Annotated in this window: 12 protein-coding genes; 7 read left to right on the top strand and 5 right to left on the bottom strand. The window is 70.8% G+C overall.

The window, feature by feature from the left end; genetic code table 11:
• Nucleotides 1–11: 11 nt before the first annotated feature.
• The 3 genes from ACWGI8_RS29460 to ilvA form a co-directional block, all read right to left on the bottom strand.
• Nucleotides 12–866 (bottom strand): ABC transporter permease, encoded by an 855-nt coding sequence (locus ACWGI8_RS29460; protein ID WP_453665453.1) that lies wholly within the window; start codon nucleotides 864–866, stop codon nucleotides 12–14.
• Nucleotides 863–1,897 (bottom strand): ATP-binding cassette domain-containing protein, encoded by a 1,035-nt coding sequence (locus ACWGI8_RS29455; protein WP_453665451.1) that lies wholly within the window; start codon nucleotides 1,895–1,897, stop codon nucleotides 863–865. Before ACWGI8_RS29455 ends, ACWGI8_RS29460 begins: the two co-directional genes overlap by 4 nt.
• Nucleotides 1,898–2,242: 345 nt before the next feature.
• Nucleotides 2,243–3,472, bottom strand: coding sequence for a threonine ammonia-lyase (gene ilvA, locus ACWGI8_RS29450; protein ID WP_453665449.1), 1,230 nt, complete (start codon nucleotides 3,470–3,472; stop codon nucleotides 2,243–2,245).
• A 166-nt stretch (nucleotides 3,473–3,638) separates the two neighbouring features.
• Here ilvA and ACWGI8_RS29445 point away from each other — a divergent pair, with 166 nt between their 5' ends.
• Genes ACWGI8_RS29445 through ACWGI8_RS29430 form a run of 4 tightly spaced genes read left to right on the top strand, consistent with a single transcriptional unit; the run spans nucleotide 3,639 to nucleotide 5,197 of the window.
• Nucleotides 3,639–4,169 (top strand): MarR family winged helix-turn-helix transcriptional regulator, encoded by a 531-nt coding sequence (locus ACWGI8_RS29445; RefSeq protein WP_453665448.1) that lies wholly within the window; start codon nucleotides 3,639–3,641, stop codon nucleotides 4,167–4,169.
• Between the two features lie 31 nt (nucleotides 4,170–4,200).
• Entirely contained in the window at nucleotides 4,201–4,701 is a 501-nt protein-coding gene (locus ACWGI8_RS29440; RefSeq protein WP_453665446.1) for a sigma factor-like helix-turn-helix DNA-binding protein, read from the top strand.
• Nucleotides 4,698–4,952 (top strand): hypothetical protein, encoded by a 255-nt coding sequence (locus tag ACWGI8_RS29435; RefSeq protein ID WP_453665445.1) that lies wholly within the window; start codon nucleotides 4,698–4,700, stop codon nucleotides 4,950–4,952. Before ACWGI8_RS29440 ends, ACWGI8_RS29435 begins: the two co-directional genes overlap by 4 nt.
• A 53-nt stretch (nucleotides 4,953–5,005) precedes the next feature.
• On the top strand, nucleotides 5,006–5,197 hold the full coding sequence (locus tag ACWGI8_RS29430) for a DUF1059 domain-containing protein (RefSeq protein ID WP_453665443.1): 192 nt from the start codon (nucleotides 5,006–5,008) through the stop codon (nucleotides 5,195–5,197).
• Between the two features lie 240 nt (nucleotides 5,198–5,437).
• Here ACWGI8_RS29430 and ACWGI8_RS29425 read toward each other — a convergent pair whose 3' ends face one another.
• Nucleotides 5,438–6,583 (bottom strand): cystathionine gamma-synthase, encoded by a 1,146-nt coding sequence (locus ACWGI8_RS29425; RefSeq protein WP_453665441.1) that lies wholly within the window; start codon nucleotides 6,581–6,583, stop codon nucleotides 5,438–5,440.
• 60 nt (nucleotides 6,584–6,643) lie between these two features.
• Between ACWGI8_RS29425 and ACWGI8_RS29420 the strand changes: the two genes are divergently transcribed.
• Nucleotides 6,644–7,750 carry a hypothetical protein gene (locus tag ACWGI8_RS29420; protein ID WP_453665439.1) on the top strand — a complete coding sequence of 369 codons (1,107 nt, stop codon included), beginning with the start codon at nucleotides 6,644–6,646 and terminating at the stop codon, nucleotides 7,748–7,750.
• A 197-nt stretch (nucleotides 7,751–7,947) separates the two neighbouring features.
• On the top strand, nucleotides 7,948–8,664 hold the full coding sequence (gene msrA, locus ACWGI8_RS29415; RefSeq protein ID WP_453665437.1) for a peptide-methionine (S)-S-oxide reductase MsrA: 717 nt from the start codon (nucleotides 7,948–7,950) through the stop codon (nucleotides 8,662–8,664).
• Between the two features lie 633 nt (nucleotides 8,665–9,297).
• Here the strand turns inward: msrA and ACWGI8_RS29410 are convergent.
• Entirely contained in the window at nucleotides 9,298–10,275 is a 978-nt protein-coding gene (locus ACWGI8_RS29410; protein ID WP_453665435.1) for an Lrp/AsnC family transcriptional regulator, read from the bottom strand.
• A gap of 199 nt (nucleotides 10,276–10,474) precedes the next feature.
• On the opposite strand from ACWGI8_RS29410, the gene ACWGI8_RS29405 reads away from it, so the two are divergent.
• The gene (locus ACWGI8_RS29405; RefSeq protein WP_453665433.1) at nucleotides 10,475–11,047 is read left to right on the top strand and encodes a RidA family protein; all 573 of its coding nucleotides are present in this window, start codon (nucleotides 10,475–10,477) and stop codon (nucleotides 11,045–11,047) included.
• The last annotated feature ends 141 nt before the right edge of the window (nucleotides 11,048–11,188 follow it).

The raw sequence follows: 11,188 nt of genomic DNA, 5'->3' as shown, positions 1-11,188 counted from the left end.
TCGCTGACGGGTCAGACCGTCGCCGAGCGGTACTTGCGCACCGCCAGCGTGCGGAACACGGCGACGATCAGGATCGAGTAGATGATCGACGCCCACACCGGGTGCTGCATGGGCCAGGCGTCGGACGTCGAGACGCCCGGGTTGCCGAACAGCTCACGGCACGCCTGCACCGTCGCGCTGAACGGATTCCACTCGGCGATGGTCTGCAGCCAGGAGGGCAGCTTGCTGGAGTCCACGAAGGCGTTCGAGATGAACGTCACGGGGAACAGCCAGATCAGACCGCCGGAGGTGGCGGCCTCCGGGGTACGGACCGACAGACCGATCAGTGCTCCGATCCAGGAGAACGCGTACCCGAGCAGAAGCAGCAGGGCGAACGCTCCGAGCGCCTTGAGGACGCCTTCGTGGACCCGCCAGCCGACGAGCAGCGCGACGATCGCGAGCACCACGACCGTCAGCGCCGTCTGGACGAGATCCGCGAGCGTGCGCCCGGTGAGGACGGCGCCGCGCGCCATGGGCAGCGACCGGAAGCGGTCGATGAGCCCCTTGTGCATGTCGTCGGCGATGCCTGCGCCCGCACCGGCCGTGGCGAAGGTGACGGTCTGGGCGAAGATGCCCGCCATCAGGAACTCGCGGTAGACGGAAGGAGACGTGGTGGCACCGATCTGCATGGAGCCGCCGAAGACGTAACTGAACAGCACGACGAACATGATCGGCTGGATCATCCCGAAAATGATCATTTCGGGGATCCGCGTCATCCGGATCAGATTGCGCTTGGCGACGACGAGCGAGTCGTTGACCGACTGCGCGATGCCGCCGCGCGGGCGGGGGGCCGCGACACGGTCCGCCGGTTCCTGGACGGTGGTCACTTCACGGCCTCCTTCCTGGCCCTGCGGTCCTTCGCCGGCCGGGCCGCCGGGACCTCACCGTTCTCCTCCGCGGCCTGCTCGGCGACGTGACCGGTCAGCGACAGGAACACATCGTCGAGGGTGGGGCGGCGCAGGCCGATGTCGTCGATCTCGATACCGCGGGTGTCCAGCTCACGGATGACCTCGGCGAGCAGCTTGGCGCCACCCGCGACGGGGACGGTGAGCTTGCGTGTGTGCTCCTCGACGGCGACCTCACCGGCTTTCGTACCGTCCGTGCCGAAGCGGTGGAGGACGTCACGGGCCGGGGCGATCTCCTCGGGCCGGTGGACGACGACCTCGACGCGCTCCCCGCCGGTGCGGGCTTTGAGCTGGTCCGACGTACCGCGGGCGATGACCTTGCCGTGGTCGACGACGCAGATGTCGTCGGCGAGGTGGTCGGCCTCTTCGAGGTACTGGGTGGTCAGCAGCAGTGTCGTACCGCCGCTGACGAGTTCCTTGATGACCTCCCACAGCGCCTGGCGGTTCCGCGGGTCGAGGCCGGTGGTGGGCTCGTCCATGAACATCACGGGCGGCGAGACGACCAGCGCCGCGGCGAGGTCGAGGCGGCGCCGCATACCGCCGGAGTAGGTCTTGGCGGGGCGGTCCGCGGCTTCGGCGAGGCTGAACCGCTCCAGCAGCTCACCCGCCCTGGTCTTCGCCGCACTGGCGCTCATCTGGTAGAGCCGGCCGACCATCTGCAGGTTCTCGCGGCCGGTCAGATACTCGTCGACGGCGGCGAACTGACCGGAAAGGCCGATGGACCGGCGGACTTCGTTGGGGTGCTTGAGGACGTCGATACCCGCGACGACCGCCTTGCCGCTGTCGGGCTGCAGCAGCGTGGTCAGGACGCGCACGGCGGTCGTCTTGCCCGCGCCGTTCGGGCCGAGCATTCCGAGGACCGTGCCCTCGGGGACGTCGAGATCAACTCCGTCCAGAGCCCTTACCTCGCCGAAGGTCTTCACCAGACCTTCGGCGTAAATGGCGCCTGGCATGTGGGTACTCCCAGTGGCAGAGGGTGGGTTGCTTCGTACGGGCCGCTCACGTACTGCGCACGTGCTGTTTACGCACTGCTTATTCCGCGCGATTGCTACGCAAGCTTAGATTTCGCCATGTGCCGGCGCAGGCGAATTCCTACGACCCGCCACGGGACGGTAACGCGATACATCGCGACACACAAGAGGAATGACCCGGTCGACGACGAGCCGGGCCATGGCGAGAGCCGATGACCGGGTGCCCGTGACGAGGCCCTGTCCGGGCGATCTTCGAGGACCGGGCCGCGGCGTCGGATGCATGGGGTCTCCCCTGGCCCGGAGGGCCGAGAGGCGGCCGCCGGCGAGTCAGTCGATGACCCGGTACCCCGCGTCCCGCAGCGCCGTACCGACCTCCGCGCAGTGCTCGGGCCCCTTCGTCTCCAGGTGGAGCTCCACCTCGACCTCCGTGAGGCCCAGCCGCGGATCGGTCCGTACATGCCCGACGTCCAGCACGTTGGCATCGACCACCGACAGCACCCCGAGCAGCGTCGCCAGCGCCCCCGGCCGGTCGGGGAGCCGCAGCCGCAGCGACAGGTAGCGGCCCGCCGCGGCCATACCGTGCCGCAGGATCCGCTGCATCAGGAGCGGGTCCACATTGCCGCCCGACAGCACCGCGACGACCGGCCCCTGGAACGCGTGGGGGTCGCTCAGCAGCGCCGCGACCGGGCTCGCCCCGGCCGGCTCGACGACCAGCTTCGCCCGCTCCAGGCAGAGCAGCAGCGCCGACGAGAGGGCGTCCTCGGAGACCGTACGCACTTCGTCCACCAACTCCTCGACGATCGCGTACGGCACATCGCCGGGACAGCCCACTCTGATGCCGTCCGCCATCGTCGTCGGCGCCTCGATCGACACCGGCCGGCCCGCCGCCAGCGAGGGCGGATACGCTGCCGCGCCCTCCGCCTGCACCCCGATCACCTTCACGTCCGGGCGCAGCGCCTTCACCGCGACCGCGATGCCCGCCGCGAGCCCGCCGCCGCCGATGCCGACGACGATCGTCCGTACCTCCGGGCACTGTTCGAGGATCTCCAGGCCGACCGTGCCCTGCCCGGCGATGATGTCCGGATGGTCGAAGGGGTGGATGAAGACCGCACCGGTCTCGTGCGCGTACTCCTCCGCGGCCGCCAGGGTCTCGTCGACGACATGGCCGTGCAGCCGCACATCGGCGCCGTAGTCCCGGGTCGCCGCGACCTTCGGCAGCGGCGCCCCCACCGGCATGAACACCGTCGAGCGCACCCCGAGCAGTGCGGACGCCAGTGCGACTCCCTGCGCGTGATTGCCCGCCGACGCCGCGACGACGCCCGCCGCACGCTCCTCGGGCCGCAGCCCCGAGATACGTACGTACGCACCGCGCAGCTTGAACGACCCCGTCCGCTGAAGGTTCTCGCACTTGAGGTGGACAGGGGCTCCCACCAGGCCGGACAGATACCGGCTGCCCTCCATCGGGGTCAGCCTGGCCACGCCGGAGAGCATCTTCTGCGCACCGCGGACGTCATCCAGGATGAGCGGGTGAAAGGGGCCTGGCGTACGGAAGCTCATGACAGCAAGTCTCGCAGCTCAGCGGCCTGACGGCGGCCCCGGTCACACAGGGGTCCACGGGATTTCGCAGGGCAGGTACGGACCCGCCCGGGTCCGCGTACTCTGTCCCCCACCAACCGACCACCGCACGAGAGAGCCCCTCGCAGCCATGCCCACATCTCAGGACATGACGACCACTGCGCCTGACTCCCGGGGCTCGGCCCCCGAACCTCAGGGAGCCCCCGGTCTCCTCGATGCCCTGCAGCACCAGGTCGCCGTTTTCGCACGCCGTGCCGAGCAGACCCGGCTCGGCGGGGTCGGCCAGGTGCGCAACTCCATGGACCGCGCCGCCTATCTCCTGCTCAACCGGCTCGATCAGGAAGGCCCGATGGGCGTCAAGGCCCTCGCCGCCGGAATGGGCATCGACTCATCGACCGTCACCCGCCAGGTCGCGCCGCTCGTCGACACCGGCCTGGTCAAGCGCACCTCGCACCCCGAGGACGGGCGCGCGGTCGTCCTCCAGCTCTCGCCGCGCGGCCAGGCCCGCCTGGACGAGGTCCGCTCCTCGCGGCGCGAGCTGATGGCCCAGGTGACCGACGGCTGGACCGAGGAGGAGCGGGAGTCGTTCTGCACCCTGCTCACCCGGTTCAACTCGGCGCTCTCCGCCCGCCAGGCCGGGCTGCCGGCCGTCGACACGGAGACGTCCCCAGCCTCTTGACCCGGGGCGCCGCCTGCCCTGATATGAGGACGTGCGAGAAACGCGGCAGACGGTACTCGCCGGCCGCCGCGCCCGGGAGTTCGAGGCATTCGTCGCGGGCGCGGCCGGCCGGCTGCTGCATGCCGCGACCCTGCTGACGGCCGAGCCTCACGGGCACAATCCCCGCGCGCAGCGGCTGCTGGTCGCGGCGCTGGCGCGCACGTACGCGGAGTGGGACCGGCTGCGCGGCGAGGACCCGTACGACCGCACCCGCCAGGAGCTCGCCACCCGCTTCGCCCGGACGGCCTGGCGCTTCCACCACCGGACCTGGGACGGGGGCGCGGACGTCGGCGTGCTGGCCCGGCTCAGCCCGCAGGAACGGCTGATCGTGGTGCTGCGGCTGTACGAGGGCGTCGCCGAGGAGCAGACCGCGGCGCTGCTCGGGCTGCCGGTCGAGCGGGTCCGGGCGATCTGCGAACGCGCCGTCTCCGCCCTGCGCAGCACCCGCCCGCCGCGCCTGCGGGCACCGGTCTGGACGGCGGGCCCGTCATGAGCCGCCGCCGCAATGTCAAGGAGGAGGAGGTCCGGCGCCTGCTGGACATCCCCCACCCGCTGGTCCCCTCCGACCTGTACATCCGCGCGACCACCCGCGGCACCCGGCTGCTGCGCCGCCGCCGCACCCTGCACCGCGTGGGCTGGCTGCTGCTGCTCGCAGCCGCCGTCGCGTTCGCGGTGTGGGCGGTGGTCGTCGAGCCGTGGACCGTTCCTCCGTCGACGACGACGCCGGAGATCGAGGGCTGGTGAGCCCGGTTCTATCCTGGGAGGAGCGGCGCAACCCATCAGCACAGGAGGTCGTCATGACCAGAAAAGTTGCCGACTGCCGCAGGTTCCCGAGCGAGACGAACTGCACCCTCACCATCGCGGGTGAGGAGGAGGAAGTCCTCCGGGCCGCGACCGAACACGCGGTCTCCGTCCATGGCCACGAGGACAGCGCAGAACTGCGCGAACAGATCAGCAACATGCTGGAGGACGAGAAGGTCGGCGCCTGACCGGGGGCCGGGGGCAGGGGACCCGGGCTGAGACACCGGGCCGGGCCGGGACCCCGGCGGAACGGATCCGAACGGGCGGCCCGGGCTTGGGCGGAACGGGAGCCGGGCGAAGCAGACCTGACCGGGCCGCGCACCGCACCCGGGCGGAACGGAGCCCGGACGGGGACCCGGGCGGGGACTTGGCGGGGTCGAGCTGTACCGGGCCCGGGCGGGCGATGTCGCCGACCCGGGCCCTCACGGTCAGCCCAGTGCCTGCTGGAGATCCGCCAGCAGATCGTCCGCCGCCTCGATCCCGACCGACAGCCGCACCAGGTCCGCCGGAACCTCCAGCGCCGAGCCCGCCACGGAGGCGTGCGTCATCCTGCCCGGGTGCTCGATCAGGGACTCGACGCCACCCAGGGACTCACCGAGGGTGAAGAGCTTCGCGCGGTTGCAGACCTCGACCGCCGCCTCCTCGCCGCCCTGGACCTGGAACGACACCATGCCGCCGAAACGCTTCATCTGCTTGGCCGCGGTCTCATGGCCCGGGTGCTCATCGAGCCCCGGGTAGAGGACGCGCGTCACCTTCGGGTGCTTCGTCAGCATCTCCGCGACTCGCTCGGCGTTGTCACTGTGGCGGTCCATACGGACCGGCAGCGTCTTGATCCCGCGCAGCACGATCCACGAGTCGAACGGCCCGGCGACCGCACCCATCGCGTTCTGGTGGTACGCCAGCTCCTCGCCGAGCCCGGCGTCCGCGGTGATCAGTGCGCCGCCGACGACGTCCGAGTGACCGCCCATGTACTTCGTCAGCGAGTGCACGACGATGTCCGCGCCGAGCGCGAGGGGCTGCTGGAGGTAGGGGCTGGCGAAGGTGTTGTCGACGACGAGCTTCGCCCCGGCCGTACGGGCGATGTCCGCGACGGCGGCGATGTCGGTGATGCCGAGCAGCGGGTTCGACGGGGTCTCGACCCAGATCACCTTCGTACGGTCGGTGAGTGCCGCCCGTACCGAAGCCGGGTCGGAGGTGTCGGCGACGGAGTACTCCACACCCCACCGCTGGACGACCTTGGCGAAGAGCCGGAACGTGCCGCCGTACGCGTCGTTGGGGATCACCACGTGGTCGCCGGGGGTCAGCAGCGTACGGAGCAGGCAGTCCTCGGCGGCGAGGCCGGAGGCGAAGGCGAGGCCACGGCGGCCGCCCTCGAGCGCCGCGAGGTTCTCCTCGAGCGCGGTACGGGTGGGGTTGGCGCTGCGGCTGTACTCGTAGCCGCCACGCAGTCCGCCCACGCCGTCCTGCTTGTAGGTGGACACCTGGTAGATGGGCGGGACGACCGCGCCGGTCAGCGGGTCGGCGGTGTTGCCCGCGTGGATCGCGATGGTCTCGAAGCTGTGCTGGTCGCTCATGTGCCCCGAGGGTAGTCCCCGGCCGGTCCTCGGCCCCGTGCCGTCCGGGACAATGGCCGTATGGAGATTCTCTGGTTCCTGATCGCGATGGGCCTGCTGGCCGCGGCGATCGGCCCGTATGTGATGCGCCGCCGTAACGCCGTCCGGCAGGTCGCGCCCGGATCACCGGACGCCGCCGACCCTTCCGCGTACGGATTCGTACGCCAGGAGTTTCTCGATCTGCGGCTGCCCGGGCCCGACCAGGACCTCCTCGACGTGCTCGACCTCGTGCAGCGCACCCAGGACTGGCGGGCCGCCTCCCAGCTGCTCGCCGGCACCGGCAAGGAGGGCGAGCTGCGCTGGCAGCGCGTGCAGGCGTTCGCGGGCGCGGCATCGCTCGAACTGCAGCAGCAGCCCGGCAGCGGCGGTTCGTGGCTGCGCACCTGGCGTGCGGAGTCCCCGAAGGACGCGGGCGGCGCGGCCGTGCACGCCGAGTTCCTGGTGCAGCAGGCCTGGCGGTCCTCCGGCGGCTCCGGGAGCGACGACTTCCGGATCATCCTGGAGGAGGCCCGTACGGTCTGCGCGGAGGCGGCGCTGCTGGCCCCCGGCGACCCCGTCCCGTACATCGTCGAACTGGCCGCAGCCCGCGGACTCGGCTACTCCCACGAGGAGTTCGACCAGCTCTGGGCGAAGGTGATCGACCGCGCCCCGACGCACATGGGCGCCCACCTCGCCGCCCTGCACTACTGGTGCGAGAAGTGGCACGGCTCGCGGGAGGAGGCCGACCACTTCGCGACCACCGCCGCGGCCCGCGCCCCGCAGGGCTCGCTGCTCGCGGCGCTGCCGCTGTTCGCGGTCTTCGAGCATCTGCCCGAGGTCAATCTCGTGTCCGGCTTCTACCAGAGCGCGGTGGTCACCAGGGCGGCGGAGGGCGCGCTGCACGCGACGCAGACCGCCGCGGCCGACGACCCGGTGCTCCCGCACGTCCGCCATCTGCTGGTCTTCTTCCTGGTCAGGTCGGAGCGCTGGGCCGAGGCCATGCACGAGCTGGTACGGGTCGACGGCCATGTCGGCGCCCTGCCCTGGACCCACGGCGGCGACCCGGCGGAGGCCTACGCCGTGTACCGGGCGCTGGCGGTGGCGGGCTACGAGGCGAACGGGGGAAGCCCGGCGACGCTGCTCAGCTGAGCGGCCGTGGCAGTGCGCCGGGCCGGCCGTACTGTGCGTTCCGCGACCTCCCGGTCAGAGGTGCACGGCAGGTGAGGCAGGTGCAAGGCCGTGCGAGGCCGTGCGAGGCCTGTCGCCGCCGGTGGGCCGGGCCCGGGGGGAATCCCCCGGGCCCGGTGTGCGTTCTGTCCCACGCACCCAGTCCAGGAGGAGCCCGCATGTTCCTGTCCGGCCGAGTACCCGAGCTGCCCACCCGTGACCAGGCCCTGCGCGGCCGCGAAACCCCCGAATTCGAGATCCCCGCCCGCCACACGGTCCTCGGCAACCCCCTCCTCGGCCCGTACCCCGGGGGCCTGCAGATCGCCGACTTCGGCCTGGGCTGTTTCTGGGGCGCGGAGCGCAAGTTCTGGCAGACACCGGGTGTCTGGACGACCCTCGTCGGCTACCAGGGCGGCCACACCCCGAACCCGACGTACGAAGAGGTCTGCTCCGGGCTGACCGCCCACACCGAGGCCGTCCGCGTCGTCTTCGACCCCTCCGTCGTCTCGTACGCCCAGCTCCTGAAGGTCTTCTGGGAGTCCCACAACCCCACCCAGGGCTTCCGCCAGGGCAACGACGTCGGCACCCAGTACCGCTCGGCGATCTACACCCACGGCCCCGAGCAGGCCACCGCCGCGGAGTCCTCCCGCAAGGCCTACCAGAAGGTCCTTACCGCCTCCGGGCACCGCACGATCACCACGGAGATCCTCCCGGCGGAGGGCCGCACGTTCTACGCGGCGGAGGCATACCACCAGCAGTACCTCGACAAGAACCCGGCGGGGTACTGCGGAATCGGCGGGACGGGATCAAGCTGGGTGACCCGTTCGAGACGAACTGGGGAGCTTCCTGCCAGACGGGTGGCTTTGTACACGAGTTGCGACGTCGTTTGTCGATGAGCGCGGGAGGCACCCCGATGGCGGTCAGGTCGATGTTCACGACTTCGGGAGGCACCCGCTGCTGACCCGAGGGGTACATGTACCGGTGTGACCAGACTCCAGTGGCCGCGCATCGTGGACCGCGCCGCCGACATCGTCACCAGCTACGACCAGGTTGGCGGCTGCACCCTCCGGCAGGCGTACTACCGGCTCGTCTCGGAGGGCCTGATCCCGCACACTGCGCCGGCGTACAGGCGTCTGTCCGCGCGGCTCGCCCAGGCCCGCCGGGAGGAGCGGTTTCCCGACCTCATCGACCCGTTGCGCGAGGTCCATGTTCCGCCGGCCTGGCCTGACGCTGGTGCGCTCCTGCGGGCCGCGCCCGACTGGTTCGCCCTGGACAGGACCGCTGGCCAGACGTTCGCCCTGTACGTGGCCTGCGAGAAGGACACCCTGCGGGCTCAGCTGACCGGCTGGCTGGAGCGTACGGGGGTACCCGTGCTCGTCGTCCGAGGGTTCGGCAGCCAGAGCTACGTGACGGCAAGGTCGCCGCGCCGGCCTTGGTGGCGTCGAACCGTACGTGTCCCCGGGAGATGGGGGTGGCTCATCCCGGGCGGTGCATTCACTCGAGGTCGTCCCTGTGCAACTTCCGTGGGCTCAGGGGGTGATGGGTTGCCAGCGACCGTCGTGGAAGACCATGCCGCTCTCCTTGATGGTCGCGGTGACGAGGTGGACGCGGGCGTGGTGGTAGCCGGGTAGGTGGGGGAGTTGTTCGGTGAGGAGGTGGTGGACGTCGTCGGGGTGGGGTAGGGCGACGGCGGCGATGAGGTTGTCGGGTCCGGTGACGGCGGCGGCGAGGTGGACAGGGGTGTGGGCGGTGAGGTGTTTGACGGCGTCGGGCAGGGCCTGGTGTTCGAGCTGGATGAAGAACAGGGCCTGGGTGTCGAGGCCGACCTGGCAGCGGTCGACGACGGTGGCGATCTCGACGCCGCCCGTCCGGCGGAGTTGGTGGAGGCGGCGCTGGGCGGTGGCGGTGGAGGAGCCCGTCTGTGCGGCCAGTTGCTTGAGGCCGGCGCGGCCGTCGGCGGCGAGGGCTTCGACGAGGCGGTGTTCATCGGCGTCGAGGCGGGGTCCTGGTGCGAGACCGGGTTCGGTGTAGGGGTGGCGGATGGCGTCGGTCTGTGTGGGGGTGAGGAGTGGGGGTTGGGGTGGTCCGGCCAGGGCGAAAGCGCGCAGAACGGGCAGGGCCCGGAGATCGAGGAGGTCACCGGAGAGCGGCAGGTGGCGCAGGGTGAGGCTGTTGCGTTCGTCGCGGTCACGGGGGTGGATCAGGGCGAAGACGTCGCCGTTGTCGAGTACCCAGATGGTTTTGACCGGGTACATGCGGGCGAGGCGGTGAGCCAGTCGCAGGGTCCGGTCGGGGCGGGTGCGCAGCATGAGGATCATGGGCCAGGCGCCCCAGGCCCGGTAAGGGTTCTCCAGGGCGGTGACCGCGAGGAGGCCGGACTCCAGCAGCCGGGCGCCCCGTCTGCGGATTGTGCTCTCGCTCAGATCCAGGGCCGCGGCGATCGTCGTCCAGGACGCACGCCCATCGGCCAGCAACGCCGAGACAAGCAGCTTGTCCGTGTCATCCATGCTGCTGAGCCCCCTGCCTTGGTGCTGGTGCCGTGTGGAAGCGGCTGTGGTGACGATTATCCGGCGTGCCGGTGGGATCAGGCGCCGAAATCTTGCACGAACGGGCCCCGAGGCCCCGGTACAGGGCTCCAACGGCGCGCGGTGGGCTTCACTGGCGTCCACCACTCACCAGTCACTGTGCGTAGGAAGAAGCGATGTCATGAGGAAGAACAGCAGGGTAAAGGTTGCCATCGGTCTGGCCAGCGCGATGGTGTCCGCGGGTCTTGCGTGGGGAGTCCAGGCCAACGCCGACGAGACGCGACCGGAAGCCGGCACCTCCACAAGCGCCTCGGCCCAGGTGCAGTCCGCGGGCGCGACGGAGGAGGGAAAGGACGGGGATCAGCGGCACCGGCTGGGTGAGCCGTGGAACTTCAACGGCAAGACCGCCCTGTACCAGACCCACGAGGTGCGCGACCCGCGCGGCATCCTGTTCGTGTCCGGGCAGACCGCGAAGGAAGGCAACACCTACCTCCACAAGTGGGACATGGACAAGCAGATCGACCAGGTTTTCGACCAGGTCGAGAAGTACGTCAGGGACGCCGGCTACCAGCCCGGCGACATTACCCAGCTGCGCTACTCGGTCACCGACGAAGACCTCTTCTTCACGCACTTCGACAAGGTCGCCGACCGGCTCACCAAGGCCGGCATCAAGCCCACCAGCGCCGCCATCGGCGTCGAACGCCTCGCCCAGCCCGGCGTACTCCTCGAAATCGAAGCCATCGCCGTGCGCTGACCGCATGGCCCCGCTCCCGGACGGCGCACCCACACGCTGCGCCTGGCCGCCACCGAAGCCGCCACGGCCATGCGCGGCACGTCGACAGGCAAGGCCGCCGGTCCCCGGCAGGCCGGGGCCGGCCGGGGAGCCGCTGCCGAG

The organism is Streptomyces sp. NPDC054841, from assembly GCF_053611045.1.
The sequence above is the reverse complement of the archived record's forward strand: the minus strand, read 5'-3'. Positions and strand labels throughout refer to the sequence as shown.

What these genes read in the sequence shown, in the direction of transcription:
- ACWGI8_RS29435 (WP_453665445.1), top strand. Translation starts at nt 4,698, where the DNA reads ATGAGCCGCCGCCGCAATGTCAAGGAGGAGGAGGTCCGGCGCCTGCTG.
- msrA (WP_453665437.1), top strand. Translation starts at nt 7,948, where the DNA reads ATGTTCCTGTCCGGCCGAGTACCCGAGCTGCCCACCCGTGACCAGGCC.
- ACWGI8_RS29425 (WP_453665441.1), bottom strand. Translation starts at nt 6,583, where the DNA reads ATGAGCGACCAGCACAGCTTCGAGACCATCGCGATCCACGCGGGCAAC.
- ACWGI8_RS29410 (WP_453665435.1), bottom strand. Translation starts at nt 10,275, where the DNA reads ATGGATGACACGGACAAGCTGCTTGTCTCGGCGTTGCTGGCCGATGGG.
- ACWGI8_RS29445 (WP_453665448.1), top strand. Translation starts at nt 3,639, where the DNA reads ATGACGACCACTGCGCCTGACTCCCGGGGCTCGGCCCCCGAACCTCAG.
- ACWGI8_RS29420 (WP_453665439.1), top strand. Translation starts at nt 6,644, where the DNA reads ATGGAGATTCTCTGGTTCCTGATCGCGATGGGCCTGCTGGCCGCGGCG.
- ACWGI8_RS29430 (WP_453665443.1), top strand. Translation starts at nt 5,006, where the DNA reads ATGACCAGAAAAGTTGCCGACTGCCGCAGGTTCCCGAGCGAGACGAAC.
- ACWGI8_RS29455 (WP_453665451.1), bottom strand. Translation starts at nt 1,897, where the DNA reads ATGCCAGGCGCCATTTACGCCGAAGGTCTGGTGAAGACCTTCGGCGAG.
- ACWGI8_RS29405 (WP_453665433.1), top strand. Translation starts at nt 10,475, where the DNA reads ATGAGGAAGAACAGCAGGGTAAAGGTTGCCATCGGTCTGGCCAGCGCG.
- ilvA (WP_453665449.1), bottom strand. Translation starts at nt 3,472, where the DNA reads ATGAGCTTCCGTACGCCAGGCCCCTTTCACCCGCTCATCCTGGATGAC.